At 44.0% G+C, this 25,928-nt stretch carries 29 protein-coding genes; 19 read left to right on the top strand and 10 right to left on the bottom strand.

Annotation, left to right across the window (positions count from 1 at the left end; all coding sequences use genetic code 11):
• Positions 1-17 precede the first annotated feature (17 nt).
• The 4 genes from F0361_RS18165 (at position 18) to F0361_RS18150 (ending at position 4,404) form a co-directional block, all read left to right on the top strand.
• A complete protein-coding gene (locus F0361_RS18165) occupies positions 18-278 on the top strand; it encodes a DUF4212 domain-containing protein (protein ID WP_154920819.1) in 261 nt (86 codons plus the stop codon).
• 66 nt (positions 279-344) lie between these two features.
• Positions 345-2,039 (top strand): sodium:solute symporter family protein, encoded by a 1,695-nt coding sequence (locus tag F0361_RS18160; protein ID WP_138259425.1) that lies wholly within the window; start codon positions 345-347, stop codon positions 2,037-2,039.
• A gap of 84 nt (positions 2,040-2,123) precedes the next feature.
• Complete coding sequence (gene acs, locus F0361_RS18155) at positions 2,124-4,031, top strand: acetate--CoA ligase (protein WP_154920818.1); 1,908 nt, start codon at positions 2,124-2,126, stop codon at positions 4,029-4,031.
• Between the two features lie 55 nt (positions 4,032-4,086).
• Positions 4,087-4,404, top strand: coding sequence for a hypothetical protein (locus F0361_RS18150; RefSeq protein WP_154920817.1), 318 nt, complete (start codon positions 4,087-4,089; stop codon positions 4,402-4,404).
• Between the two features lie 62 nt (positions 4,405-4,466).
• Here the strand turns inward: F0361_RS18150 and F0361_RS18145 are convergent, their stop codons facing one another.
• The gene (locus F0361_RS18145) at positions 4,467-5,687 is read right to left on the bottom strand and encodes a multidrug effflux MFS transporter (RefSeq protein WP_154920816.1); all 1,221 of its coding nucleotides are present in this window, start codon (positions 5,685-5,687) and stop codon (positions 4,467-4,469) included.
• A gap of 109 nt (positions 5,688-5,796) precedes the next feature.
• On the opposite strand from F0361_RS18145, the gene udk reads away from it, so the two are divergent.
• The 9 genes from udk (at position 5,797) to F0361_RS18100 (ending at position 12,674) form a co-directional block, all read left to right on the top strand.
• Entirely contained in the window at positions 5,797-6,411 is a 615-nt protein-coding gene (udk, locus tag F0361_RS18140; protein ID WP_154920815.1) for a uridine kinase, read from the top strand.
• Complete coding sequence (locus F0361_RS18135) at positions 6,411-6,746, top strand: FtsB family cell division protein (RefSeq protein WP_138259421.1); 336 nt, start codon at positions 6,411-6,413, stop codon at positions 6,744-6,746. The genes udk and F0361_RS18135 overlap by 1 nt, the downstream gene beginning before the upstream one ends.
• A gap of 172 nt (positions 6,747-6,918) precedes the next feature.
• A complete protein-coding gene (locus F0361_RS18130) occupies positions 6,919-7,692 on the top strand; it encodes a ParA family protein (RefSeq protein ID WP_138259420.1) in 774 nt (257 codons plus the stop codon).
• Position 7,693: 1 nt separating this feature from the next.
• Positions 7,694-8,593: a ParB/RepB/Spo0J family partition protein gene (locus tag F0361_RS18125; RefSeq protein ID WP_154920814.1), complete on the top strand. Its 900-nt coding sequence runs from the start codon at positions 7,694-7,696 to the stop codon at positions 8,591-8,593.
• A complete protein-coding gene (locus tag F0361_RS18120) occupies positions 8,586-9,221 on the top strand; it encodes a DUF5683 domain-containing protein (RefSeq protein WP_246160932.1) in 636 nt (211 codons plus the stop codon). The genes F0361_RS18125 and F0361_RS18120 overlap by 8 nt, the downstream gene beginning before the upstream one ends.
• Positions 9,222-9,223: 2 nt before the next feature.
• Positions 9,224-9,925: a 4-hydroxy-tetrahydrodipicolinate reductase gene (gene dapB, locus F0361_RS18115; RefSeq protein ID WP_154920813.1), complete on the top strand. Its 702-nt coding sequence runs from the start codon at positions 9,224-9,226 to the stop codon at positions 9,923-9,925.
• 96 nt (positions 9,926-10,021) lie between these two features.
• A complete protein-coding gene (gene lepB / locus F0361_RS18110) occupies positions 10,022-11,722 on the top strand; it encodes a signal peptidase I (RefSeq protein ID WP_154920812.1) in 1,701 nt (566 codons plus the stop codon).
• Positions 11,723-11,734: 12 nt separating this feature from the next.
• The gene (locus F0361_RS18105; protein WP_154920811.1) at positions 11,735-12,361 is read left to right on the top strand and encodes a WbqC family protein; all 627 of its coding nucleotides are present in this window, start codon (positions 11,735-11,737) and stop codon (positions 12,359-12,361) included.
• Positions 12,354-12,674 (top strand): DUF6122 family protein, encoded by a 321-nt coding sequence (locus F0361_RS18100; protein ID WP_154920810.1) that lies wholly within the window; start codon positions 12,354-12,356, stop codon positions 12,672-12,674. Before F0361_RS18105 ends, F0361_RS18100 begins: the two co-directional genes overlap by 8 nt.
• On the opposite strand, the gene F0361_RS18095 is transcribed toward F0361_RS18100, so the two are convergent.
• The 7 genes from F0361_RS18095 to F0361_RS18065 all read right to left on the bottom strand — a co-directional run bounded on the left by F0361_RS18095 (position 12,651) and on the right by F0361_RS18065 (position 18,831).
• The gene (locus tag F0361_RS18095; RefSeq protein ID WP_154920809.1) at positions 12,651-13,667 is read right to left on the bottom strand and encodes an endonuclease/exonuclease/phosphatase family protein; all 1,017 of its coding nucleotides are present in this window, start codon (positions 13,665-13,667) and stop codon (positions 12,651-12,653) included. The genes F0361_RS18100 and F0361_RS18095 overlap by 24 nt on opposite strands.
• 14 nt (positions 13,668-13,681) lie before the next feature.
• Positions 13,682-14,557, bottom strand: coding sequence for a rhomboid family intramembrane serine protease (locus F0361_RS18090; RefSeq protein WP_154920808.1), 876 nt, complete (start codon positions 14,555-14,557; stop codon positions 13,682-13,684).
• Positions 14,557-15,303, bottom strand: a complete 747-nt coding sequence (locus F0361_RS18085; protein ID WP_138259412.1) for a rhomboid family intramembrane serine protease — start codon at positions 15,301-15,303, stop codon at positions 14,557-14,559. Before F0361_RS18085 ends, F0361_RS18090 begins: the two co-directional genes overlap by 1 nt.
• Complete coding sequence (mutL, locus tag F0361_RS18080) at positions 15,304-17,148, bottom strand: DNA mismatch repair endonuclease MutL (RefSeq protein ID WP_154920807.1); 1,845 nt, start codon at positions 17,146-17,148, stop codon at positions 15,304-15,306.
• 2 nt (positions 17,149-17,150) lie between these two features.
• Entirely contained in the window at positions 17,151-17,447 is a 297-nt protein-coding gene (locus F0361_RS18075) for a riboflavin synthase subunit beta (RefSeq protein ID WP_154920806.1), read from the bottom strand.
• Positions 17,448-17,581: 134 nt separating this feature from the next.
• A complete protein-coding gene (ribH, locus tag F0361_RS18070) occupies positions 17,582-18,064 on the bottom strand; it encodes a 6,7-dimethyl-8-ribityllumazine synthase (RefSeq protein ID WP_154920805.1) in 483 nt (160 codons plus the stop codon).
• Positions 18,064-18,831 (bottom strand): tetratricopeptide repeat protein, encoded by a 768-nt coding sequence (locus F0361_RS18065; RefSeq protein WP_154920804.1) that lies wholly within the window; start codon positions 18,829-18,831, stop codon positions 18,064-18,066. The genes ribH and F0361_RS18065 overlap by 1 nt, the downstream gene beginning before the upstream one ends.
• A gap of 122 nt (positions 18,832-18,953) precedes the next feature.
• On the opposite strand from F0361_RS18065, the gene recF reads away from it, so the two are divergent.
• The 3 genes from recF to F0361_RS18050 are packed head-to-tail and all read left to right on the top strand — an operon-like array spanning position 18,954 to position 20,749.
• Positions 18,954-20,033, top strand: coding sequence for a DNA replication/repair protein RecF (gene recF / locus F0361_RS18060; RefSeq protein ID WP_154920803.1), 1,080 nt, complete (start codon positions 18,954-18,956; stop codon positions 20,031-20,033).
• Between the two features lie 3 nt (positions 20,034-20,036).
• Positions 20,037-20,450 (top strand): hypothetical protein, encoded by a 414-nt coding sequence (locus F0361_RS18055; protein ID WP_154920802.1) that lies wholly within the window; start codon positions 20,037-20,039, stop codon positions 20,448-20,450.
• Positions 20,451-20,452: 2 nt separating this feature from the next.
• On the top strand, positions 20,453-20,749 hold the full coding sequence (locus tag F0361_RS18050; RefSeq protein WP_154920801.1) for a DUF721 domain-containing protein: 297 nt from the start codon (positions 20,453-20,455) through the stop codon (positions 20,747-20,749).
• A gap of 359 nt (positions 20,750-21,108) precedes the next feature.
• Here F0361_RS18050 and F0361_RS18045 read toward each other — a convergent pair whose 3' ends face one another.
• Positions 21,109-21,528, bottom strand: a complete 420-nt coding sequence (locus F0361_RS18045; protein ID WP_138259404.1) for a nucleoside-diphosphate kinase — start codon at positions 21,526-21,528, stop codon at positions 21,109-21,111.
• A 136-nt stretch (positions 21,529-21,664) separates the two neighbouring features.
• Here F0361_RS18045 and F0361_RS18040 point away from each other — a divergent pair, with 136 nt between their 5' ends.
• The 3 genes from F0361_RS18040 to F0361_RS18030 are packed head-to-tail and all read left to right on the top strand — an operon-like array spanning position 21,665 to position 24,377.
• Entirely contained in the window at positions 21,665-22,681 is a 1,017-nt protein-coding gene (locus F0361_RS18040; RefSeq protein WP_154920858.1) for a DHH family phosphoesterase, read from the top strand.
• On the top strand, positions 22,678-23,229 hold the full coding sequence (gene gldI / locus F0361_RS18035) for a gliding motility-associated peptidyl-prolyl isomerase GldI (RefSeq protein WP_154920800.1): 552 nt from the start codon (positions 22,678-22,680) through the stop codon (positions 23,227-23,229). Before F0361_RS18040 ends, gldI begins: the two co-directional genes overlap by 4 nt.
• A gap of 8 nt (positions 23,230-23,237) precedes the next feature.
• Complete coding sequence (locus F0361_RS18030; protein WP_394349881.1) at positions 23,238-24,377, top strand: peptidylprolyl isomerase; 1,140 nt, start codon at positions 23,238-23,240, stop codon at positions 24,375-24,377.
• A gap of 57 nt (positions 24,378-24,434) precedes the next feature.
• On the opposite strand, the gene F0361_RS18025 is transcribed toward F0361_RS18030, so the two are convergent.
• Positions 24,435-25,898, bottom strand: coding sequence for an aminoacyl-histidine dipeptidase (locus F0361_RS18025; protein WP_154920798.1), 1,464 nt, complete (start codon positions 25,896-25,898; stop codon positions 24,435-24,437).
• Between the last annotated feature and the right edge of the window lie 30 nt (positions 25,899-25,928).

Here is a 25,928-nt window from a genome sequence, read left to right as displayed (position 1 = left end):
TTAGATAATTCCAAAAAATGTCCGACAAACAAAAACGAGCCTCCGCATACTGGAAGGAAAACGTAAAATATCTCTTCATTCTCTTAATAATTTGGTTCTTGGTGTCCTATGGAGCGGGTATCCTCTTTAAAGATGCCTTGGACACGATAATAATTGGCGGTTTTAAACTCGGGTTCTGGTTTGCGCAACAAGGATCCATCTACGTCTTCGTAATCCTTATTTTCGTGTATGTCCGACTCATGAACAAACTGGACAAAAAATATGGCTATAATGAATAGCCTCTAAAAATGCTTTCAAACAACACCAAGACCGCCTAAAACAAAAGACCACCAAACAAAAAAATTATGAGCGTTCAAATCTGGACCTACCTTCTCGTCGGAATTACTTTTGCCCTGTATATCGGTATTGCCATTTGGTCGCGCGCCGGCTCCACCAAGGATTTTTACGTTGCCGGGGGCGGGGTTTCCCCGTTGGCAAACGGTATGGCCACTGCAGCCGATTGGATGTCCGCCGCATCATTTATTTCCATGGCCGGCATCATCGCCTTTGCGGGCTATGACGGTTCCGTCTACCTTATGGGCTGGACAGGGGGCTATGTGCTTTTAGCGCTTTTATTGGCGCCATACCTTCGGAAATTTGGAAAGTTTACCGTGCCGGATTTCATAGGGGACCGTTACTATTCCAAAACCGCCCGAATCGTAGCCGTTATCTGTGCCCTTATCGTTTCCTTTACGTATGTAGCTGGGCAAATGCGCGGGGTTGGCGTAGTTTTTTCCCGATTTTTAGAGGTCGACATCAACACCGGTGTCATCATCGGAATGATCATCGTTCTTTTTTATGCCGTGCTTGGCGGAATGAAAGGAATCACCTATACGCAGGTAGCCCAATACTGTGTTTTGATTTTCGCCTTTATGGTGCCAGCTATTTTCATTTCCATCCAGATGACCGGAAATCCCGTTCCGCAACTGGGAATGGGTTCCAAATTGGCCGATGGTTCGGGAACCTACCTTTTGGACAAGTTGGACGGATTATCCACGGAATTGGGTTTTAACGCCTATACCAACGGCTCAAAATCCATGATAGATGTGTTGGCCATTACCTTGGCGTTGATGGTAGGCACCGCCGGACTGCCCCACGTTATTGTCCGATTCTTTACCGTCAAAAGGGTCAAGGACGCAAGAAAATCGGCCGGATTGGCACTACTTCTTATTGCTATCCTCTATACCACAGCACCCGCCGTGGCCGTATTCGCCAGAACAAATATGATAAATACGGTTAACAACAAGGAATACGGTTCCATGCCAGAATGGTTTACAAAATGGGAAACTACGGGGCTCTTTCAATTTGACGATAAGAACAAGGATGGTAAAATACAGTATGTAGCGGATAAAAATCGAAACGAACTTTACGTAGATCCAGATAGCATGGTACTGGCAAATCCGGAAATAGCCAACCTTCCTGCATGGGTAATTGCCCTGGTGGCGGCCGGTGGCCTTGCGGCCGCGTTATCTACCGCGGCAGGCCTACTATTGGTGATTTCGGCTTCAGTATCCCACGACCTCATAAAAAAAGTATTCAAACCCACTATTTCAGATAAAGGGGAACTTTGGGCGGCACGTTTATCGGCAACGGTTGCCGTTGTAATCGCTGGTTATTTTGGAATCAACCCGCCCGGTTTTGTTGCCGCCGTGGTCGCCCTCGCCTTTGGATTAGCCGCAGCTTCTTTTTTTCCGGCCATTGTGCTTGGAATTTTTTACAAAAAGATGAACAAGGAAGGGGCCATTGCCGGCATGGTCACGGGAACCCTTTTGATGCTATTCTATATGACCAAGTTTAAGTTCGACTGGTTTGGCGGTGGAACTTCAGAAGATTGGTGGTTTGGCATATCCCCAGAAGGTTTTGGAAGCATTGCCATGCTCGCCAATTTTTTGGTATCCATTAGTGTCATGAAACTCACCCCGCCCCCTCCCTATAATGTTCAGGAGATTGTGGAGGATATTCGGATTCCAAGCGGTGCGGGAGAGGCCATAGACCATTAAATAAATTCGTATTTTTATAAACCGGGACGGACCAGTTTTGGAATATTTTCAATTTAGATTATCGCGTAAAATCAGCATTCAAAAATGAGTAACTATCACATTAAACATCTAGAGGAATATTATCAAGTATATAGAAAATCGGTTCGTAATCCAGAGGCCTTTTGGGAAGAAATCGCAGAGGAGCACTTTGTTTGGCGCAAGCGATGGAACAATGTCCTGAGCTGGGATTTTAAAAAACCGGAAGTAAAGTGGTTCGATGGTGCACAGTTGAACATTACCGAGAATTGTATTGACCGACACCTTCCTACCCGTGGCGATAAAACAGCCATTCTTTTTGAGCCCAACGACCCCAAGGAAGAAGCGGAACATATTACCTACAGGCAATTGCACCAGCGCGTATGCAAAATGGCCAATGTGCTGTTGGAAAAAGGCATCAAAAAAGGGGACCGGGTGTGTATCTACTTGCCCATGATACCTGAATTGGCGGTTTCCGTATTGGCATGCGCCAGAATTGGCGCCATACATTCGGTCGTTTTTGCCGGATTTTCCTCCAATGCCCTCGCTACACGGATTAATGATTCCGATTGTAAGTTGGTCATAACTTCGGATGGTTCCTATAGAGGTGCCAAGACCATCGATTTAAAGGGAATTGTGGACAAAGCCTTGGAAGGCTGCCCCGGTGTAGAAACGGTTTTAGTGGCGAAACGCATCCATAGCAATATCGATATGATGCCCCAAAGGGACCATTGGTTGCAACCTTTATTGGACGATGCCTATGGCGACAATGTGGCCGAAATCATGAATGCCGAAGACCCACTTTTCATTTTATACACTTCGGGATCCACAGGAAGGCCAAAAGGAATGGTCCATACCACCGCCGGATACATGGTCTATACCGCATACACCTTCAAAAATGTCTTTCAATACAGGGAAGAGGACGTGTATTGGTGTACTGCCGATATCGGTTGGATTACCGGACACTCCTATATCGTCTATGGGCCTTTGGCCAACGGTGCCACCACCGTGATGTTCGAAGGAATCCCCTCCTACCCCGATTTTGGTCGGTTTTGGGAAGTGGTCCAAAAACACAAAGTAACCCAGTTCTATACGGCTCCCACCGCAATACGCGCCTTGGCAAAGGAAAATCTCGATTATGTTGAAAAATACGACCTATCCAGCCTAAAGGTTTTGGGCTCTGTAGGCGAACCCATCAATGAAGAGGCCTGGCATTGGTACAATAACAATGTTGGCAAAAAAAGAAGCCCCATTGTAGATACTTGGTGGCAAACGGAAACGGGCGGCATCATGATAAGCCCTATTCCGTACGTGACCCCAACGACCCCAACTTATGCCACGTTACCTTTTATTGGAATCCAACCCGCCCTGATGGACGAAAACGGACAGGAGATTAAAGGGAATCAAGTCGATGGCAGGCTCTGCATTAAATTCCCGTGGCCTTCCATGGCAAGAACCATATGGGGCGACCATGAACGATACAGGGATACGTATTTTTCGGCCTATAAGGACATGTATTTTACGGGCGATGGTGCATTGCGCGATGCCGTTGGCTATTACCGGATTACGGGTCGCGTGGACGATGTCATCATCGTTTCCGGTCACAATTTGGGTACGGCACCTATTGAGGATTCCATCAACGAACATCCGGCCGTGGCAGAATCCGCCATCGTTGGCTTCCCGCACGATGTAAAGGGAAATGCACTCTATGGATATATAATTTTGAAGGAAACCGGGGAAAGCAGGGACAAAAACAATCTCAGAAAGGAAATCAACCAACAGATTACGGAGCAAATTGGCCCTATTGCCAAACTGGATAAAATCCAATTCGTTTCCGGATTGCCCAAGACCCGAAGTGGTAAGATCATGCGACGGATCCTCCGCAAGATCGCCAGTGGAGACACCTCAAATCTAGGCGACACGAGTACGCTGTTAAATCCTGAAATCGTTCAGGAAATTATGGATGAGGCGCTCTGAGATAATTTTAATGCTTTAGCTTATCAGAATTGAGTGTGCTGGAATATCTTATTTAATGGGTTTTATCATTATTATTTTGGCTCTTGTTTATGTATTTCATGTTTTTTCAAATGAGGAATTGAAATTGGAAAAAATCAAATCTTATCTTGAAAGTGAGCAACTGGAATATGTCAACCATAGGAAAGTTGTTAAACCATACAACGCCAATTTTGAAATAGGAGAAAACCTTTTAACTTGGCTATACTTCAGAAAACATCATTATGAAATAGATGCCTTGAATTTAATAGGAGACCCTGTAGTAGTTTCAGCAGTTCACTATCAATCAATGTCTTTCCTTTATAAAAACAGAACCTATTTTACCAATTCTGGATAATAAATTGAATTTTAATCTACCATTTATTGAGTTCAGGAAATCATGGACGAGGCACTGTAATTCTATTGATATGCCCGGTTACTTGCAAACAGTGGTCTTGTCTTAAACGCAACGAACAGGACCACTGAAAGTAATCCACATACTCCCAGCCCTGCGAACAAGGCCCACACGGAGTCGGTTATGAATTTTCCTATGTAGATGGATATCGGAATCGATAATACCGTGGAGACAAAACCCGTAATCGCTGCCCCAATGCCAGCTATGTGACCAATAGGTTCCATGGCGATGGACCGTAAATTTCCCCAGATAAAACCCAAACATAAAAATAATATCGAAAGAAAACCGATCAATACGGGCACGCTTGGGTCGGGCTTGTTCCAAAATAGAACGCTATAGAGAAGGGCGATGGCCGTGAAGGCAAACAAGGCCACGAAAGATAGGTTTCGCATGCCAAAACGTAACACTAGCGTACCGTTCGTCAACGTTGAAAAACCGATGGAAATGGCCAGTCCGGCGAAGATTAACGGAAAGCTATCGGCCATGCCATATAATTCCTCAAAAACGTGCTGGGCGGAGCTCAGATACACCAAAAAAGAACCTGTAATCAATCCGGAGATTATCGTACAGGAAACCGTCTCCCGATACTTGAAAATTTCCTTGGTTCCGTTTATAAATACCGATGTTTTAAAAGGTACCTTATATTCGGGTTTTAGGGTTTCTTCCTGTCGTTTGTAAAACCAAAAACATACCACTAGACCAAAAAACAGCTGCGCATAAAAAATACCCTCCCAACTGGAAAAACTCATGATAAATTTCCCAAAAGCGGGAGCGATGACCGGCACCAATATAAAGAAAGCGGTTACGAAGGACATGATCTTAGCCATATAATCGCCGCGATAGGTGTCCCGGATAATGGAAATACTTATGGTTCTTGGTGCCGAAAGCCCGACACCCTGTAAAATCCTACCAACAATCATGATTTCTAGGTTTGGCGCCAAAAGACAGATAACACTGGCGATGGCGAAAACTCCGAAACCAATGTATACCACGGGCTTTCTGCCCAAACTATCGGAAATGGGACCAAAAAAGAGCTGCCCCACGCCCAGTCCCAAAAATATCATGATGATCAATAGCTGATTCTGGGTCGGGTCCAGGCTATGGATGGCCATGCCAATATCGGAAATGGCAGGTATCAAGGCATCAATCGTTAAGGCTACGATGGACATTAATGAGGCCATTAACGCTACAAATTCAAAATTAGGTTTTACCTGTTCGTTTTGCATGGCGCAAAAGTAACCCTTAATACCAGAATGACCGTTACCCGATCGTCAATTTTAAGTTTTGTACCATTTTGATGTTCAAATATGTATTTTTGGACCAAATATTAGATGGATGCTCATTATAGGAATAGCGGGAGGAACGGGATGTGGAAAGACTACCGTGGTAAATCAGATTATCAATGAACTGCCCAAAAACGAGGTGGGGGTCATTTCACAGGATTCCTATTACAATGATCTTTCGCACCTGACTTTGGAAGAACGCCGAAAGACCAATTTTGACCATCCCAGTGCCATCGATTTCAAATTATTGGAAAATCATCTGAAGGCGCTAAAAGCGGGGGAATCTGTAGAACAACCGGTGTATTCGTTTTTGGAATGTAATAGGACGGAAAAAACCATACCCACCCATCCAAGAAAGGTGATGATCGTAGAAGGCATCCTCATCTTGACCAATGCCGAAATCAGAAATATGTGCGATATAAAGATTTTTGTGCACGCCGATACCGATGAGCGCCTCATCCGTAGATTAAAAAGGGACGTGAACGAACGTGGATGGAACTTGAACGAAACCCTGGACAATTACCAGAATGTCATAAAACCGATGCATGACCAGTTTATAGAGCCCACCAAGGAATATGCTGATATCATTATTCCCAATAATAAATACAATACGGTTGCCGTTGAAATTGTAAGGAGCATTATTAACGAAAAATTAGCCGAAGCCTAGTGGGACTAAAGGAATTAAGGGAGAAAAAATGGTTCAAGGTCATGACCAATATCTATGTTTTGGTACTAACCGTATTCGTTATATGGATGGTCTTCTTTGACACCAACTCCCTACTCATTCACATGGAGCTAAAACGTGAAATAAACAAGTTGGAAAAGACCCAGGAATTCTTAAAAAAGGAAATCGCCAAGGATAAAAAAGTCATCGAAAAACTGTCCAATGAGGACGAGTTGGAAAAATTTGCCAGAGAGGAATACTACCTGAAGAAAAAAAACGAGGAAATCTATTTGATTGAGTACGAGGACAGCCTCAAGCTCAAGGAAAAAAAGGAATAAGGCCCATCCGGCTAAGCGGTACGTACATTTCAAGTATCACATCTAAAGCTTTGATATCTAAAACTTTAACGCTTTTTTAATCAAAAGGGTTTGGTTATTCACCTTGTGTTAACAAAATCCTTTTATCAGCCCCACAAATAATCGTATTTTTACACCCTAACTTACTTAGTATATGGGCAAGATAATTGCTATAGCGAATCAGAAAGGCGGCGTTGGTAAAACGACTACGACCGTAAACCTCGCTGCCTCCCTAGGTGTTCTGGAAAAGAAGGTACTGTTGATCGATGCCGACCCCCAGGCCAATGCCACCTCTGGATTGGGTATTGACGTGGACAGTATCGAGTTGGGCACCTATCAGCTTTTGGAACATACAAAGACTGCCAAAGAGGCCGTCATCCCAACCACCTCACCCAATGTGGATTTGATTCCCGCCCATATAGATTTGGTGGCGATCGAAATAGAATTGGTGGACAAGGACGAACGAGAATATATGATGAAAAAGGCCGTCATGGACATAAAGGATGCGTATGATTATATCCTTATCGATTGCGCCCCTTCCTTGGGGCTCTTGACATTAAATGCACTGACCGCCGCAGACTCCGTAATTATCCCCATTCAATGTGAATACTTTGCCTTGGAAGGTTTGGGTAAGTTATTAAATACCATAAAAAGCGTACAGAGAATACACAATCCGCAATTGGACATTGAAGGAATGTTATTGACCATGTACGATTCCAGATTACGGCTCTCAAACCAAGTGGTAGAAGAGGTCAAAAAACATTTTGGCGATATGGTCTTTGAGACCATCATCCAACGGAACGTTCGATTGAGCGAAGCGCCCAGCTACGGCGAAAGTATCATAAAGTATGATGCGGCCAGCAAAGGGGCTACGAACTACCTGAACCTGGCGGACGAGGTGGTGAAGAAAAACAAGCAGACAGCATAACATGGCAAAAGCAGTAAAGAAACAGGCTTTGGGAAGAGGATTATCGGCATTGTTGAAGGACCCTGATAATGACATACAATCTGCATCGGATAAAAACGCCGACAAGGTCGTTGGTAATATCATTGAACTGGATTTAGAGCATATTGAGGTCAATCCTTTTCAGCCCCGGTCCAATTTTAACGATGAAACTTTACAAGAACTGGCTTCTTCCATACGGGAATTGGGTGTTATCCAGCCCATTACGGTAAGAAAGCTTGGTTTCAACAAATACCAACTCGTTTCTGGGGAAAGAAGGTATCGCGCCTCCAAATTGGTAGGACTGGATACCATCCCGGCCTATATTCGCATCGCTAACGACCAAGAATCCTTGGAGATGGCGTTGGTGGAGAACATCCAGCGACAAGATTTGGACCCCATTGAAATTGCACTCTCCTACCAACGTCTTATCGATGAAATTAATCTTACCCAGGAAAAATTAAGTGATCGGGTAGGAAAAAAACGCTCTACGATCGCGAATTACCTAAGGTTATTAAAGCTAGACCCCATTATACAGACCGGGATGCGCGACGGCTTTTTGAGCATGGGACACGGGAGGGCCTTGGTAAATATCGAAAACAGGCAGGACCAGATAGCCCTCTACGAGAAAATCGTAGGGCAAAATTTATCGGTACGGGATACGGAGAATGCCGTAAAGAACTATCACAAAAAAGAGGAACCAAAACCGGTAAAACCAAAGGTGGAGACCCCAACCTATGTGGCATCGGGAATCGAGGAAATCTCCAAACATCTATCCGCAGGAATCAAAGTAAAGACCAGCGGAAATTCCAAAGGAAGCATTACCATCCCCTTTCATTCCAAAGAGGAATTCGAGCGAATAAAAAAGTTGATTACGGGTGCATAAACACTTTTCAATACTCTCCCTGTTGTTTTTTTTGACCGTAACGTCCTATTCCCAAGAGGAAGAGCAACCGGAGGAAAAAGCAACGGACTCCATTTCCAACGCACTTAGTACGGATGTCTTAATCATGGACGACTCCCTAACCGTCAAGAAAACAAGGAATATAAATCCGTTGGCTCCTAGCAAGGCCGCATTTTATTCTGCGGTGCTGCCCGGTCTGGGCCAAATCTACAACAAGCGCTATTGGAAGGTTCCGCTTGTTTGGGGAGCTATTGGTGGAAGCGTTTATGCCTATACTTGGAACAACGATAACTACAAACGTTTCAGGACGGCCTTTAAAAGAAGGCAGGCCGGGTTTACGGACGATGAATTTAATGGCGAAGGTGTTTTTCCCTTTTTGGACGATGGTGATTTGGAAAACCAACAGGAACGTTTTCAGCGCGACCGGGACCTTTGGTTGGTTTTATCAATCGTGGCCTATAGCTTGAACATTATCGATGCCAATGTGGATGCGCACTTAAAGCAATTCAATATCGATAACAATCTGGCCCTGGATTTTGAACCGTATCTTGACCTGAACGCCGTTTCCAACAACCCCACCTACGGGATGGCCCTAACCATAAAATTTTAAGTATGAAGATTGCACTTTTCGGTTACGGAAAAATGGGAAAAATGATAGAGCGGTTGGCCGTTGAGAGAGGACATGAAATCGTAGCCAAAATCGATGTGGGAACCACAGAGGTAGATTTCTCAAAGATCGATGTAGCCATCGATTTTAGTACTCCGGATGCCGCTTACGAAAACATACTAAATTGTATTGACAATAAGATTCCCGTCATCTCTGGAACCACAGGTTGGCTTGACAAATTCGGGTCGGTTGTCCAACATTGTAAGGAGCAAAAAGGAGCCTTTATCTATGCCTCCAACTTCAGTTTAGGGGTAAACATCTTTTTTGAACTAAACGAATATTTGGCCAAAATGATGAAAAACCTTGCCCAGTATTCCGTTTCGTTGGAGGAAATTCACCATACCCAAAAATTGGACGCACCCAGTGGCACGGCCATTACCTTGGCGGAAGGAATCATTGCCCATACCGATTACAAAAATTGGAAGCTGGACGAACCCGGGAATCATCAAATAGCGATTACGGCCAAGAGAATCGGGGATACGCCGGGTACCCACACCGTGGAATACGCTAGCGCTGTAGATAGTATTGAGATAAAACATACCGCACACAACCGCGAGGGATTTGCTTTGGGAGCCGTCATTGCTGCGGAATGGATTCTTGGAAAGACAGGGGTTTTCACAATGAAGGACGTGTTAAACCTGGGTTAAAATAAGTAACAAACGAATATTCAATAGACAGATACAATCAAATTACGTTCCTAGCGGGAGCATTAAATATCGATTATCGCGTAAAAAGTATACATCATGAATGGCACACAGTGGATCATTTTCATCTTAGCAATACAGGTAATTCATTTTCTAGGAACTTGGAAATTATACGTTAAGGCCGGTCGCAAGCCCTGGGAGGCCATCGTTCCCATCTACAATGCCATCGTTTTGATGCAGATTATCAACAGGCCCAAATGGTGGGTCATTTTGTTGTTCATTCCCATAATCAATCTCTTGATGTTCCCTGTAATCTGGGTTGAGACCATACGGAGCTATGGCAGGAACAGCCTCGTGGAATCTTGGTTGGTCGTATTGACCCTAGGCTTTTATATCTTCTATGTGAACTATGCATTGGACGTAAAATATATCGAAAATAGGAGCCTCCATCCAGGCACGGCCTTGGGCGAATGGGTAAGTTCCATTGTTTTTGCCGTAGTGGCGGCCACTTTGGTGCACACGTATTTTATTCAACCGTATGTGATACCCACCGGATCTCTGGAAAGAACCTTGCGTGTGGGCGACTTTTTATTTGTGAGCAAATTCCATTATGGAGCCCGGACACCCATGACTACGGTGGCGGCACCCATGGTGCATGACACCCTTCCCCTCATAGGAACAAAGTCCTATTTGAACAAACCGCAGCTTCCCTATTTTCGATTGCCCGGATTTACAAAGGTTGAACGGAACGATATTGTAGTTTTTAGTTGGCCGGCGGATACCGTTCGCCAATTCTTCAGGGCCGAAGCCGGGGTGAAAAAACCCATCGACAAAAAATCCAACTACGTAAAACGTTGCGTGGGCATTCCTGGGGATTCCCTGGAAGTGCGCGATGGATATGTATTCATAAACGGCAAGCAGCTGGAACTGCCCGGAAGTGCCAAACCTCAGTATGATTATATCATTTACGCCCAAAAAGGAGTATCCTCAAGACTGTTGGACCAATTAGGAATTACGGATTTCACCAGAAAATACATTTCAGGACCCGTCAACCAACAACAGGCCCAAGCTATAAATCCCTATTTAAAAGGATTTAACCAACTGGCCGATGGCGGTTTGGAACTCTATACGGGCAGTTCAGGCTTCCCTGCGGATGTCATAAGAAACAATCGGCTTTCACTTAAAGAGGTAACAGATCGGGAACGCTTGGTTCCCCTTACGGATGAAATGGCAACGTCCTTGCGTAAGGACTCGGGTATCGATTCCGTAGTTCGGCAAATAGTCCCCAAAGGCAGAAGGGGCATTAACCTTTTCCCCCAAAGTCCGGACTACCCTTGGAACTACAGCCAAATGGGTCCCATTTATATACCCAAGGAAGGAGCGACAGTTTCGCTGAATCTAAAAACACTGCCACTGTACAAAAAGATTATCCGCGAGTACGAAGGCAACACCTTGGACGTGAACGGCAACCAAATAGTGATCAATGGCGAAGTTGCTGACACGTATACCTTTCAACAGGACTATTATTGGATGATGGGGGATAACCGGGACCATTCAGAAGACAGCAGGGCGTGGGGCTATGTACCAGAGAACCATATCGTAGGAACGCCTATTTTCATATGGATGAGTTTTGACAACTTTACGGAACCCATGTCCAAATGGCGCCCCAGATGGGACCGCATCTTTACGACCGTAAACGGGGATGGCGAACCACAATCCTATTTTAAGTACTTCCTGATTCTCTTGGCGGCCTATTTCGTGGGCAACTGGTTTTGGAAACGCAAAAAGGCCCAAAAATAACCACAGGCACCCATGACCGTACTACATCCTGCTTATTTTCCCAATGTGGCTTTTTTAAGTGTGTATACAAAGGCTAAAAATGTGGTGCTGGAAATGCAGGACAACTATCAAAAACAGACCTACAGGAACCGGGCGTATATCTGCACGGACAGGGGCAAACATTTGTTAAGCATTCCCATCGTGCACACCAAAGGTGCCACAGGCAGGCAGTACTACAAGGATGTGAAACTGGACAATTCCTATCCATGGCAACGCCAGCATTGGAGAACCTTGGAAACTGCTTACAGAACTTCGCCGTTTTTCGAGTTTTACGAAGATGAAATCAAACCTTTGTACGAAAAGGAATTCGAGCTCCTCTTGGATTTCAATTTGGCTTCCATCCAAACCATCTGTGATTGCCTACAATTGGACTTTGTGGATGAATTCACGGATATCTATTCCCTTGAGTATGAAAAAGATTATCGGTATTTGGTAAATGCAAAAAAAGAGTTGCCGTACGAATTTCCCGAATATGTGCAGGTTTTTGGAGACCGACATGGGTTTATCCCCAACCTGAGCATTCTAGACGTACTTTTCAATTTAGGTCCCAACACCGCCGGGTATATTTCCGATATAGAAATATCCATGCCCGATGCTTAGGTTCTTGGTACACTACGGGATTCATTTTATAGTCCCCATACTTGTTGCCTTATTTTTTTTTAAGGAACATCGGTTGAAAGTGGCTTTGATACTTTTAGCGGGAATTGTTCTGGATGTAGATCATCTTTTGGCTTCGCCCATTTTTGATGCCGATAGATGTAGTATCAACTTCCACCCATTGCACACTTATTGGGCGATCGCTATGTATTGTTTGATGCTTTTTTGGAAAACCACCCGAATCTGGGGTATCGCCTTTTTAATCCACATGGTGGCGGATCTGGCCGACTGCCTATTTATCCGAAACAACCTGTAGGACGGCCATGATGGGCTCGTGATCGGACAGACTTACCTTATAATTTTTATGTCCCAACACCTCGATATTTGGGTCGGTCAAGATAAAATCGATTCGCAATGGGAATTTCCAAAAGTTGATGGTCCTACCATAGCCGTTTCCCTTTTCCACGAAGGTATCGGCCATATCCTGTTTAAGCTCCTGATAGGCATAGGAATATTGGGTATTGTTCATATCGGCACAAACAATTTTGCTATGCCCCACCCCGTTCATGTGTTGCCTGATCAAATCTGACTGTTCCTGTTGTTTCGCAAAGGAATTCCGCAATCTTCCCAATAATCTATCCGATCGCTCCCTTTTCAGGCTTCTGGGACGCACCTTTAAGGATTCCAAATGCAGATTGTATACGCGAAGGGTATCCTTTTGGTACACTACATCCACAAAACTGGCCCCGTTCAAGGAGTTCTGAAACTCAATATCACCTTTATTGATAATCGGGTATTTGGAGTAGATGGCCATTAAGACCCCCTTTTCATGTGAACCGACCTCGTAATTCGTAAAACTGTACGGATACTTGGTAAAAACCTCATTCCGCAAACCGTAATACCCAAACTCCTGCAAACATAGAATGTCCGGATTTTCCTTTTGGATGAACTCGGCAATTTCGGGAACAATGGGTCGGTCATAATTCCGCGGAAACCCTTCAAACCCCTGTATATTGAAACTCATGACTTTTAGGGCATTATCGTCATACGCCTCCCCGGTATTGAACTGAACAAAAGAGCCCAAGCTAAAATAGCCAACCAACAAAACGACAAAGGACAGCCATATATTTTTTGGCTTGACCATGAGCCAATATAAAAGAAATAAAAAGTTTGAAATCACCAACACGGGAACAGGGAGGCTTAAGAAGGAAAGGGTGGCCGATTTCATGTATTGTGCAACACAGGCCAATAGCAATGCCAACGAAAAAACAATATTTAACCCGTAAACGGTTTTACCCCAGAGAGTCATACGCCAATTTGAATCTATTCCTTACCTGCCTTAAAAAGAAAGTCCTTTTCCGCTTTAGAAAGACTTTCATAACCGGACTTGCTGATTTTGTCCAAAATGGCATCAATTTTTTTCTGCTTGCTCTGGGCATCATAATCGGTTGTACTTCTATTGGAAGGGGCACTTTGGTTCCTGTATACCGTTTTTAAGGGAGCCTTTTTTTCGGTGTGCTTGAATAGATTGGCAATACTGTCAAAAAAATTTGAAAACCCGGCCCCTATATCATTGCCCTTGAACAATTGACTGGCGTACAGATATCCCAGCAAAGCACCTCCCAAATGGGCCAAATGCCCCCCTGCATTCCCGCTGGTGGGCAGTTGGATCAAATCCATCAAAATAACGAATACCCCAATATACCAGAGCTTTACATTGAAGAAAATGACCCGTACTTCCTGGTTGGGAATATAGGTGCAAATAAAGATAAGAATGGCACTCGCACCGGCCGAGGCGCCAATCAATGCGGCGTTCACGTTGAAGAATGCCGGAAATATGTTATAGCCCAGCATAAAAAATAAGCCCCCAAGGATAACGCCCAAAAAGTATACGTTTAAAAACCGTCTACCATCAAAAAGGTTCAAAAAAATTCGGCCTACAAAAAAAATAAGCAGCATGTTCCAGAACAAGTGTCCCAGTCCGCCATGAAAAAAGGAATACGTAATAATGGACCAGGGCTGCATCAAAAACCCGAAGAAATCATTGGGCAGCTCAAACCATTGGACAATCGCATTTTTGGAGAAGCCAAATAGAAATGGAATAAGTGCGTTGACAATATATACCACCACGTTGATCGCGATAAGCTTCTCGGCCACACTTAAGCGTGCATATTGATATTTTAAATCGAATCCTGCCATTATCTGTCCCAGCGATTATTGTTAAACTGATTCTTTTTCCAATACCACATCATTATAAAACCTACAAGCGCACCTCCAACATGGGCAAAATGTGCAATTCCCTGTCCGAAAATTCCATAGCCCGTAATCCCTGAAAACAAATCCAAACCGATCAATACGGGAATGAAATACTTTGCCTTGATGGGAACCGGAAGAAAAATTAGGAAAAGTTCACTGTTGGGGTAGGACATCCCAAAGGCCACCAATACACCATAAATGGCCCCGGAAGCACCAACGGCCGGTGTGTGATAGGCGCTTAAAAAATTGTCGACAGTTGATTTTCCAGCTATGTTATACCACTCCGTATTGTACTGCCCCCTAGTAACAATGTCCATAACAGAACTTTCCGATACTCCGGAACTAACGATGGCATTGAGTCCTTCCTGAAAGTAATAATAGTTGACCCCGGTATGGAGCAAGGCTGCCCCTAATCCCGCGGAAAAATAAAAGAACAGAAACTTATTTCGACCCCACATACGCTCCAAGGGTGTTCCAAATGCGTAAAGGGCGTACATATTGAAGAGGATATGCATAAACCCACCATGCATGAACATATGGGTCAAAATTTGCCAGATTGCGAAATTCTCGTTTTTTGGAAACCAAAGCGAGAACCATTGATACATTTGGTCCCCATAAATCTGTGTGGCAACAAAAAATAAAATATTGATGATCAATAAGTGCTTTATCGCCTCGGTTAGTCTGCTCATTTATATAAATTTTCTATCAATATCGGTTTCTGTAATCGTGGTATAGGTACGTTTGTTAAATGGGCTCAGGGCACTTTCCTTGCAGGCAAAGAGGTCGTTTACCAAACCTACCTGCGAACGGTCGTCCAACACCTCCCCGGTCTTAACGGATAGGGTCTTGGCCAAGGTCTTTGCCAACATATCCACCTGTGAAAAACTATCTTCGGCAACTTCCATTTGGAAATCTGAGATGAGCTGTTCCATAACCATTTGCACCTCACTTTCCGTAACCACTACGGGCACGCCTTTCACTTCCACCGTTTCGGGGGTAATATCGCCAAAGACAAATCCCACCGCACAAAGACTTTCTTTTATTTCCTTCAGTATGGATATTTCGCCCCGGGTAAAATTTAGATTCAGCGGGAACAATAATTGTTGGCTCACCGCCTCCTTGATGGTTATATTCTTTAAAAACCTTTCGTAAAGCACCCTTTGGTGTGCCCTGCTCTGGTTGATGATCAACATCCCGGACTTTATGGTGGAAACAATGTATTTCTTTCGTAGCTGAAAGGTAGTCGTTACAGATTCCTGGGTTTCCACCGAAGTATCAAAAATAGTGTTATTGATACCTTCGGATTCCATTTCCAGGATACCTATGTCCCGCTGGGGCAATTTTCGTTCCAAGCCGTGGTAAATGCTTTCCCATCCCTTGGCACTCGGTTGTCGGGAATACCCGGATGCGTTATTGGTTCCCGATTTCTCAAAGGGATTAAAACTGGAGTCGACCGTTATACTGGGCAGCGATACCGCTTTGTCCCTAAAATCGTATGGGGTCTCCAAATTTTGGTCCTTTTCAAAATCCAAGGACGGGGCCACATTGAACTGGCCCAAACTATGCTTTATGGTCGATTTTAAATACGCGTACAGGGTATGCTCGTCATCGAACTTAACTTCGGTCTTTGTGGGGTGTATATTGATGTCTATGGTTGCCGGATCCACTTCCAGACAAATAAAATAACCCGGATGCATTCCCGGTTTTATCAATCCCTCAAAGGCGCCCAAAACGGCGTGGTGCAAATATGGACTCTTGATGAATCTATCATTGGCAAAAAAGAACTGCTCCCCCCTACTCTTTTTGGCAAATTCCGGCTTTTGGACGTATCCTGTAATTTTCACCACCTGGGTTTCCTCGTTTACAGGTACTAATTTCTCGTTGGTCTTTCGCCCAAAAATCTGAACGATGCGCTTTCTAAAATCATTGGCAGGAAGATTAAAGACCTCACTGCCATTATTATAAAAACTGAACGAAACCTGCGGATGCGCCAGAGCCACCCTGTGAAATTCATCCGTAATATGCCTGAATTCCACTTGATCCGACTTCAAAAAATTACGCCGTGCCGGAATATTGAAAAAGAGATTTTTTACCATCATGGAAGTCCCTTTGGGCACTACGGCAACTTCCTGACTTATAACCCTACTGCCCTCAATTTTTATATGGGTACCTACCTCATCCTCAGCGATACGTGTCATCATTTCCACGTGTGCAATGGCCGCTATGGACGCCAATGCCTCGCCCCTAAAACCTTTGGTATGCAAGTTAAAAAGGTCTTCGGCCTTTTGGATTTTGGAGGTAGCGTGCCGTTCAAAACTCAAACGGGCATCCGTATCGCTCATGCCAATGCCATTGTCCACCACTTGAATCAAGGTTTTCCCCCCATCCTTTACGATCAATTTTATGTCGGTCGATTGGGCGTCAATGGCGTTTTCCAGCAACTCCTTTACCACGGAGGCCGGTCGTTGCACTACTTCTCCCGCTGCGATTTGGTTGGCAACGTGATCGGGTAAAAGTCTAATAATATCCGCCATTATCAGGAAAAAAATATGGAGAGATCGAAATCAATTATATATAGGAAAATCAAAATGAGAATGGCCAAGATAATCACGAATCGGATTTTTACGTTTCTATCGCCCTGTCTTCGGGAATCTTCCAGGGCATTGCTGATCTTGTTCTTCAAACCCCGTTGATTGTTGAGGGTACTTCGAAACTGATCAAACTTGGGCTCTATCCGGTAGGGGCTTCCTTTGCCCTTATCGTCATAAAATCTAGGATTGTACTCGAACCTTCTGTTTTTTCGTAAACGCGTTATTTTACTCAGAAATCCCATAGCTTCAAAGTTACTCAAAATAGCAAAAAGCCCCTTACAAGAATCCCCAAAATTTGTTAACACGCCACATTACCTGGCAATCTGGATTTCTTACTATGTTATGGGAAAAACGGGCTTGAAAGAAAAGGAAACGGCTACTTGCCCAATACGGCCATTTTTATTGCCGCGATGGCAGCTTCGGCACCTTTATTACCGTGTTTTCCACCACTTCGGTCAATGGCCTGTTGCATGGTATTGTCCGTTAGGACACAAAAAATGACGGGAACATTCAATTGTACATTGAGGTCCTTGATACCCTGGGCGGTAGCACTACAGACAAAATCAAAATGTTTGGTCTCGCCCTGTATGACACTCCCTATGGCAATGACCGCGTCCGGTTTTTCCTGTTGTATCAGTTTTTTACAGCCATAGGTAAGCTCGAAACTTCCCGGAACGTTCCACCGTATGATATTGGACGCCTGCGCACCGCAATCCAACAAGGCCGTTTCGGCCCCTTGGTACAGCCCTTCCGTGATGTTGGAATTCCACTCAGAAACAACAATCCCAAACCGAAGATGCTTCGCGTTTGGGATGGTATCCTTATCGTATTCCGATAGATTTTTGTTCTCCGTGGCCATTATGCGCCAGTTTTGGCTATGCCGATAAAAGCATCGATGGAAGTGGCCGCTTGGGAACCCGAAAATTCGTCCTTGATTCTTTGAAAGTACTCCAAAGCTTTTGTCTTATTTCCCATTTCCAAGGCAGTGACCCCGGCCTTGTACAGGAATTTGGGCGTTGTATATTCGTTATCGCTGTGCTTGAAAGCGGCCTCATAATAGCCCAAAGCATCGGAGGGTTGGTCCAATTGCATAAAGGCATCTCCAAGACCTCCTTTTGCCAGAGCCCCTAAAATGGCATCATCGGATTTAAAATCCTCTAAATAATCAATGGCTTCCTGGTACTTATTCATGTTCAAGTAGGACATGCCTGCGGAATAATTGGCCAAATTGGCTGCCTTGGTACCACTGTATTCCTCAATGATGTCCAAGAAACCGTATTTACCTTCCGCACCTTCCAAGGCAAGCGTGAACAGGGAATCCTTTGCCGTGGTGCTGTTCAAGGCCTGGTCAAAATACTGCTGCGGATAATACATTTCGTTGGCGGCGTTGGCTTCCTTTGGCTTCAATACAAATTGATTATAGGCCAAATACCCCAATACGGCTACGGCGACCACACCAATGATTCCTAAGATGTAATTCTGATTCTTGGAAACCCATTCTTCGGTCCTGGAAGCACCTTCATCCAAGGAACTAAAAACTTCCGCGGTAGTACTTTCCTGCTCTTCAAACTCCTGAGCCTCAACCTTTGTTTTGGGCTTAAATCCTCTTTTCTTGTATGTTGCCATCTCTATTTTTATTGGTCGCGCAAAAATAAAGTTTTTATTGAAATCCAATAGTGTATTTATTCGTTATTTTTGGAAGTCCAAGCAATGGATGCCCTTTGCGCAATAAAAACTCGAATCTTTTAATGTATTTAAAGAGCCTTTCCCTTCTGAACTACAAAAACTTTGAATCCAAAAATCTGGAGTTTGATTCCAAGATCAACTGTTTTGTGGGGGACAATGGCGTTGGAAAAACCAATATCCTGGATTCCATTTACCATCTGTCCTTTGGCAAGAGCTACTTTAACCCCGTTTCCTCCCAAAACATAAAGCATGATGCCGATTTCTTTGTAATAGAAGGGCATTTTCAAAAGGAGGACAAAGAAGAAAAAATCGTATGTAGCTTAAAAAAAGGAAATAAAAAAATCATCAAACGAAACGGAAAACCGTACGAGAAATTTGCGGACCATATTGGGGTATTGCCATTGGTGATCATTTCCCCGGCCGACAGGGACCTGATTTTGGAAGGGAGCGATGTCCGCCGAAAATTTATGGATGGGGTCATTGCCCAGTCGGACAAGGAGTACCTACAACACCTGATAAATTACAACAAAGTCCTCTCGCAAAGAAACGCGCTTTTAAAGTACTTTGCCGCCAACCATACTTTTGACAAGACCACGTTATCCGTTTACAACGGACAATTGGAAAATTACGGTACGGAACTATTCAAAAAGCGGGTGAAATTTTTGGAGGACTTCATACCCATTTTCAAGGAGCAGTACAAGGCCATCACAAACAATATCGAAGATGTAAACCTTACCTACGACAGCAAACTGTTCTCCCAAAACCTGGGCACGCTTTTGCAGGAACATTTGGAAAAGGACAGAGCCTTGCAGTATACAAGCGTGGGTATTCACAAGGACGATTTAAATTTCTCCATTAGGGAGTATCCCATCAAGAAATTTGGAAGCCAAGGCCAACAAAAGTCCTTTTTGATCGCCTTAAAATTTGCCCAGTTCCATTTTATGCGCAATTTGTCGAAGACCAATCCCATTTTACTCTTGGACGATATTTTTGACAAGCTGGATGAAAACAGGGTCTCCCACATCATTTCCTTGGTGAACAAGGAAAACTTTGGGCAGATTTTTGTGAGTGACACCCATGCCGACCGTACCGAAGCCGTTGTAAAAAAAATACACCAGTCGTATAAAATTTTTAAACTTTGAACCATGTACAGGTTGCTGTTTCTACTAATGCTATTAGGAGTTTCCTGCAATGACAGGATTGCCATGGAGGATTTACATCATTTGAACGGATACTGGGAAATCCAGGAAGTGGAATTCCCTAATGGCAACAAAAAGGAATACCCCATGAATACCGTGGTTGACTATATCGAGCTCAACGAGAATAACGGGTTTCGAAAAAAAATGGTGCCCCGGTTCGATGGTACGTTTGAAACTTCGGATGATGCGGAACCCTTTAATATTTTTGAAGAAAACGGTGTTTTTTATTTGCGCTATGAAAATCCATTGAGCGAATGGCAGGAAAGGTTGTTATCTTTATCAGAAGATTCATTTTCCGTTGAAAATCCGGAAGGAATCCTATATCGTTTCAAACGCTTTGAACCTATAAAACTGGATTGACCATGCCCCGAAGAGAAAACGACCATTTGAGCATGCAGGATGCCTTATCGGCCTTCATAAAAAAGAACAACCTGCAGGAAGGAATGGACAAGGTGGATGTTCGTACGGCGTGGGCCAATCTTATGGGCAATGGGGTATTAAATTATACGACGGATGTGGAACTTAAAAGGGACACGCTGTTCGTTTCCCTATCTTCTTCCGTGCTACGGGAAGAACTAAGCCATGGAAAGACCAAGATTATCACCATGCTGAACGAAGAGTTGGGCAAAGAGCTCATAAAAAAATTGGTGCTGCGTTGAACAGAAATCAGTAGCAGTTTGCCGTTAGCATGTTTCAGTTGCCAGTATTAAGTGTGCATTTGGCAATGAACAATTACCAGTTATAAGTTAACAGTTGGCAGTAAACAGTAGGAGTTTACAGTAAAAAGTTTACAATGTACAATTTTGTGCAAAAGCTATAAGCCTTAAGCGAAAAGCTCAGCGTAAAGCGTTCATCACAAGGCGTCTAGCTACTACCTACAACGAGCAACGAGCAACGAATAATAAATAACGAACAACCAAAAAGCCAATACGGTCTCCCGGAGCAAAGCGAAGGCCACAAAAAAGGCCGTCCAAATCATTATTTGAACAGCCTTACTTTCTTAAATTAAATTTTCCTATCAATATATTTCCCTACCGGAAAAATGAAACGCGCCCTCGATAGCGGCATTGGCATCACTATCAGAACCATGTATGGCGTTTTCCGCAATATCCGTAGCGAACATCTTTCGGATGGTACCTTCCGCAGCTTCGGCAGGATTGGTAGCACCGATCAAGGCCCTAAAATCCTCCACGGCGTTCTCCTTCTCCAATATGGCGGAAACGATGGGGCCGCGTGTCATAAATTCCACCAACTCCCCAAAGAAAGGCCTTTCTTTGTGTATGGCATAAAATTCCTGTGCGTCCCGTACGCTTAACTGGGTATATTTCATGGCGATGATCTTAAATCCGGCCGCCGTGATTTTTTCCAAAATAGCTCCAATGTGTCCATTTTCAACAGCATCGGGCTTAATCATGGTAAATGTTCTATTTGTAGTCATTTATTCTAAAATTTTGCGCAAAAATACGCTTTTCCCATAGAACCACAACTTTATAGTGGTATACTCAAAGAATATGCCTTTTGAAAAGAACGGGGGTCCTGTATTCGCTTTCCTTTTAAATTGTATCTTTGCGCCCATGAATTTTGAGCAAGTAACGGCGTTGAAGAAATTGCTTTCCTCTTCAAAAAGGATTGCCATTGTACCGCATAAAAATCCGGATGGGGACGCCATTGGTTCCACCCTGGCACTTTCCCATTATCTGTCAAAAAAAGGTCATGAAACCCAAGTTCTCGCTCCAAATGATTTTCCAAAGTTCCTGAAATGGATGCCCGGGGCCACTGAAATCTTGAACTTTGAAAGGCATAATACGGAAGTAAAAAAGTATATCGAAAATGCCGATTTGATTTTCACGTTGGATTTTAACGACTTTGGACGTGTAGGCCAAATGGCGGAATGTTTGGAAAATGCATCGGCACAATTCATCATGGTGGACCATCACCAGCAACCTTCGGACTATGCGGACATCACTTATTCCGATGTAACCATGAGCTCTACTTGCGAAATGGTCTACACCCTCATCGATGCCATGGGTGACCGTGATCTCATCGACAGCGATATAGCAAACTGCTTATATACGGGTATTATGACGGATACCGGCTCCTTCAAGTTTAAGGCTACTACCAGTAAGACACATCGCATCGTTGCGGAACTTATGGACAAAGGGGCCGATAATACGGCCATCCACGAGAAAGTCTACGATACCAACTCGCCTAGCCGATTGCACCTTTTGGGCTGTGCCCTAAAGAACATGGTCATTCTTGAAGAATTCAACACGGCCTATATTACGTTGACCCAAGAAGAACTTGATAGGTACGACTATGAAAAAGGGGATACGGAGGGCTTCGTGAATTATGGCCTTACCTTGAACAATATTCGTTTTGCGGTTATTTTTATCGAGAATAAGGATGAAGGGATCTTTAAAATTTCCTTTAGGTCCGTAGGCGATTTTTCAGTGAACGAATTTGCACGGAACCACTTTGAGGGAGGCGGACATACCAATGCCGCTGGCGGCAAAAGCGAAAAATCCTTGCAAGAGACCATCGATTACTTTATATCCCTATTACCCAACTATAAAAAAGAGTTGACAGCATGAGAACCCTTGGAGTACTTCTCGTTTTCATTTTACTTTATGGATGTCAGGGTCCTGAACCTCGCAAACCGGTCCAGCGAAAAAGCGGCAGTTATTTCAAGGAATCCATTGAAAGGAGTAGAAAATTGTTGGAGGCCGAAGAAAAAAAAATCCATGAAATCATAAAGATTGATTCTTTAAAGCATTACACCCATAGTGCTTCCGGTTCCTGGTATCATTACCTTAGGGTGAACGACTCAACGGAGTATACCCCCCAAACGGATGATATTGTTACCATGAAATATAATCTTCTGACCTTGGATAACGACACCTTGTATTCCGAAGATGAGATAGGAACATTTACTTATAAGGTGGACAAACAGGAATTGTTTCTGGGCCTTAGAGCGGCGGTAAAGTTGTTAAAGGAAAACGAAAAGGCCACTTTCCTTTTCCCCTCGTCCATAGCTTACGGATATCATGGCGACAATAATAAAATAGGCACCAATGTGCCCCTTAAATCGACGATTACAATTTTAAACATAGAAAAACAACAGGATAATTTAGAAGAATAAATATTATGATAAAGAAAACATACCTATGGGCGGCCCTTGTCTTGCTTATGGCAAGCTGTAAAACCAGTCAGAGAGCGGATTTGGGCGATGGCCTTTTCGCCGATATCAAAACCACCCATGGCGATATTATCGTGAAACTGGAGCATGAAAAAACACCAGTTACGGTGGCCAATTTTGTATCCTTGGCCGAAGGCAACAACCCTTTTGTTAGTGAACAGTTCAAAGGGAAAAAGTATTATGACGGACTTACCTTCCACCGTGTGATGAAGGACTTTATGATACAGGGTGGAGATCCATTGGCTACGGGTACCGGGAATCCGGGCTATAAATTTATGGACGAGTTCAACGACTCTCTCATCCATGATAAAAAGGGGATACTTTCCATGGCCAATTCAGGGCCTGCGACCAACGGAAGCCAGTTCTTCATCACCCATGCTCCTACCCCATGGTTGGATAACAGGCACAGTGTTTTTGGTGAAGTTGTAGAGGGTCTGGAAGTGGTGGATTCCATCGCAGGCGTACAGGTATCCCCCGGAAATAATAAGCCCTTGGAACCCGTAAAAATGAATACCATTGAAATCATTCGTAATGGAAAGGAAGCGAAAAAATTCGATGCCGTAAAAATAATGACAGAGTATTTTGACGGGGAGGAAGAACGTCTTGCTACCATTGAAAAGGAAAAAGCCGCAAAAAGGGCCGAAATCGAAAAAATGAAATCGGAGTTCTCATCCACTTTGGAAACTCAAAAGCAAGAGGCAAAAACCTTGGAATCCGGTCTAAAAATTCTTGTTTTGAACGAAGGCGCTGGCGAAAAACCCACAGTAGGCCAAAAAGTTGGCGTAATGTATGCCGGTTATCTGGAGGATGGTACTTTGTTTGACAGTAATTATGAAGAAGTTGCCAGAAAATATGACATGTTCGATGAGCGACGTTTACAGGGAGGCGGCTACATGCCGATACCTATGGACTACAGTCCAGAATCACCTTTAATAGCCGGTTTCAGGGAAGGTCTATTAAGCATGAACGTTGGGGACAAGGTACGTCTTTTCATACCTCCACATCTTGGATACGGAGCGCAGGGGTCCGGACCCATACCTCCCAATTCAGATTTGGTGTTTGATTTGGAGATTACGGGAATACAGGAATAGTACATGTAAAGACCTGACAGGTTTTGGAAGCCTGTCAGGTCTAAAAAAACAAACCCGTCACGTCCTTAAAGGTATCTGACTTAGTACCTCCAGTAAAAACTTCCAGAATTTCTGTACGGAGGAGATGCTTACGCGTTCATCGGGAGAATGGGCCCCTTTGATGGTGGGTCCAAAACTGACCATATCCATCCTCGGATAATTTTGTCCTAATATCCCACATTCCAATCCGGCGTGACAGGCAACCACACGGGGTTTGGCATCAAAAAGTTTTGTATACACCGATGTGACAATCTTGAGTATTTCAGAATCCATATTGGGATTCCATCCGGGATAGGACCCAGAATATGTAACAGAAAAGCCCCCAAGTTCAAATACCGATTTTAAAGCATTGGCCAAATCCATTTTTCCGGATTCAATCGAAGAACGTGTCAAACAACCAATTTCTATCGTGCCATTGGCAACGGTCACCTTTGCCACATTGTTGGACGTCTCCACCAAATCTTCCATGTTGGCACTCATTCGGTAAACCCCGTTATGAAGCCCGTAAATAGTTTTTAATAGCTGCTCCTGCTGTTCCAATTCCATCAATTTTTCAAAAGGATGATTGACTGTCTCAAAGTGAATATCCAGTTTCGGTTCCACCACCGCCAATTCGGTTTTGATAGCTTGTGCTTCGGTCTTCAATTTTTCCAAAAATGCGGGCAGCTGGTTTTCGTCCACATTTAACAGACATTCGCTTTCCCTGGGTATGGCATTTCTAAGGCCCCCACCATGTATTTCAGAAATTCTAAAATCGTATTCATTTCCATGGAACAACAACCGATTCATTATTTTATTGGCATTGCCCAGACCCTTGTGGATATCCATACCGCTATGGCCCCCGGCAAGTCCTTTTAAGGTAATTTTCAGGCCGACTTCCCCCGATATTCTAGGAGTCTGATCATAAGATTTGGTTGCTGTGACATCAATGCCCCCCGCACAACCAATATCGATTTCATCGTCCTCTTCGGTATCCAAATTCAACAGAATTTCCCCTTGTAACTGACCACCCTTTAATCCAAAAGCTCCCGTCATTCCGGTTTCCTCGTCTATGGTAAACAAGGCTTCCAGGGGCGGATGCGCAATTTCCGTGGATTCCAACAAGCTCATAATGGCAGCGACCCCCATACCATTGTCAGCTCCCAAAGTGGTTCCCTTAGCTTTTACCCAATCGCCGGCAACAAACATTTGAATCCCGGTATTCTCGAAATCGAAGTCGGTTTCCGCGTTTTTCTGGTGTACCATATCCAAATGGGACTGAAGGGTGACGGTTTTTATTTGTTCCATACCAGCTGTTGCTGGCTTCCGGATAATGACATTTCCTACGGCATCCGTTAAGGTTTCCAGACCCAATGCATTTCCAAAATCGACCATAAACTGGATCACCTTTTCCTCTTTTTTGGAAGGTCTGGGAACCGCATTCAATCTTGAAAAGTTCTTCCAAACGGTTTTAGGTGCTAATTCGAGTATTTGGTTTTCCATAAGATTGAAATTTTTCAGTAAAAATACATA

Origin of the sequence: Maribacter flavus (assembly GCF_008386635.1) — a bacterium.
Taxonomy (GTDB): domain Bacteria; phylum Bacteroidota; class Bacteroidia; order Flavobacteriales; family Flavobacteriaceae; genus Maribacter; species Maribacter flavus.
Note: the sequence above shows the minus strand (reverse complement) of the source record. Positions and strands in the feature narration are given on the sequence as shown.

Bases quoted from the DNA above. Each gene is read 5' to 3' on its own strand.
- F0361_RS18165 (WP_154920819.1), top strand. From the start codon at position 18: ATGTCCGACAAACAAAAACGAGCCTCCGCATACTGGAAGGAAAACGTA.
- F0361_RS18160 (WP_138259425.1), top strand. From the start codon at position 345: ATGAGCGTTCAAATCTGGACCTACCTTCTCGTCGGAATTACTTTTGCC.
- acs (WP_154920818.1), top strand. From the start codon at position 2,124: ATGAGTAACTATCACATTAAACATCTAGAGGAATATTATCAAGTATAT.
- F0361_RS18150 (WP_154920817.1), top strand. From the start codon at position 4,087: ATGGGTTTTATCATTATTATTTTGGCTCTTGTTTATGTATTTCATGTT.
- F0361_RS18145 (WP_154920816.1), bottom strand. From the start codon at position 5,687: ATGCAAAACGAACAGGTAAAACCTAATTTTGAATTTGTAGCGTTAATG.
- udk (WP_154920815.1), top strand. From the start codon at position 5,797: ATGCTCATTATAGGAATAGCGGGAGGAACGGGATGTGGAAAGACTACC.
- F0361_RS18130 (WP_138259420.1), top strand. From the start codon at position 6,919: ATGGGCAAGATAATTGCTATAGCGAATCAGAAAGGCGGCGTTGGTAAA.
- F0361_RS18125 (WP_154920814.1), top strand. From the start codon at position 7,694: ATGGCAAAAGCAGTAAAGAAACAGGCTTTGGGAAGAGGATTATCGGCA.
- dapB (WP_154920813.1), top strand. From the start codon at position 9,224: ATGAAGATTGCACTTTTCGGTTACGGAAAAATGGGAAAAATGATAGAG.
- lepB (WP_154920812.1), top strand. From the start codon at position 10,022: ATGAATGGCACACAGTGGATCATTTTCATCTTAGCAATACAGGTAATT.
- F0361_RS18105 (WP_154920811.1), top strand. From the start codon at position 11,735: ATGACCGTACTACATCCTGCTTATTTTCCCAATGTGGCTTTTTTAAGT.
- F0361_RS18100 (WP_154920810.1), top strand. From the start codon at position 12,354: ATGCTTAGGTTCTTGGTACACTACGGGATTCATTTTATAGTCCCCATA.
- F0361_RS18095 (WP_154920809.1), bottom strand. From the start codon at position 13,667: ATGACTCTCTGGGGTAAAACCGTTTACGGGTTAAATATTGTTTTTTCG.
- F0361_RS18090 (WP_154920808.1), bottom strand. From the start codon at position 14,557: ATGGCAGGATTCGATTTAAAATATCAATATGCACGCTTAAGTGTGGCC.
- F0361_RS18085 (WP_138259412.1), bottom strand. From the start codon at position 15,303: ATGAGCAGACTAACCGAGGCGATAAAGCACTTATTGATCATCAATATT.
- mutL (WP_154920807.1), bottom strand. From the start codon at position 17,148: ATGGCGGATATTATTAGACTTTTACCCGATCACGTTGCCAACCAAATC.
- F0361_RS18075 (WP_154920806.1), bottom strand. From the start codon at position 17,447: ATGGGATTTCTGAGTAAAATAACGCGTTTACGAAAAAACAGAAGGTTC.
- ribH (WP_154920805.1), bottom strand. From the start codon at position 18,064: ATGGCCACGGAGAACAAAAATCTATCGGAATACGATAAGGATACCATC.
- F0361_RS18065 (WP_154920804.1), bottom strand. From the start codon at position 18,831: ATGGCAACATACAAGAAAAGAGGATTTAAGCCCAAAACAAAGGTTGAG.
- recF (WP_154920803.1), top strand. From the start codon at position 18,954: ATGTATTTAAAGAGCCTTTCCCTTCTGAACTACAAAAACTTTGAATCC.
- F0361_RS18055 (WP_154920802.1), top strand. From the start codon at position 20,037: ATGTACAGGTTGCTGTTTCTACTAATGCTATTAGGAGTTTCCTGCAAT.
- F0361_RS18050 (WP_154920801.1), top strand. From the start codon at position 20,453: ATGCCCCGAAGAGAAAACGACCATTTGAGCATGCAGGATGCCTTATCG.
- F0361_RS18045 (WP_138259404.1), bottom strand. From the start codon at position 21,528: ATGACTACAAATAGAACATTTACCATGATTAAGCCCGATGCTGTTGAA.
- F0361_RS18040 (WP_154920858.1), top strand. From the start codon at position 21,665: ATGAATTTTGAGCAAGTAACGGCGTTGAAGAAATTGCTTTCCTCTTCA.
- gldI (WP_154920800.1), top strand. From the start codon at position 22,678: ATGAGAACCCTTGGAGTACTTCTCGTTTTCATTTTACTTTATGGATGT.
- F0361_RS18025 (WP_154920798.1), bottom strand. From the start codon at position 25,898: ATGGAAAACCAAATACTCGAATTAGCACCTAAAACCGTTTGGAAGAAC.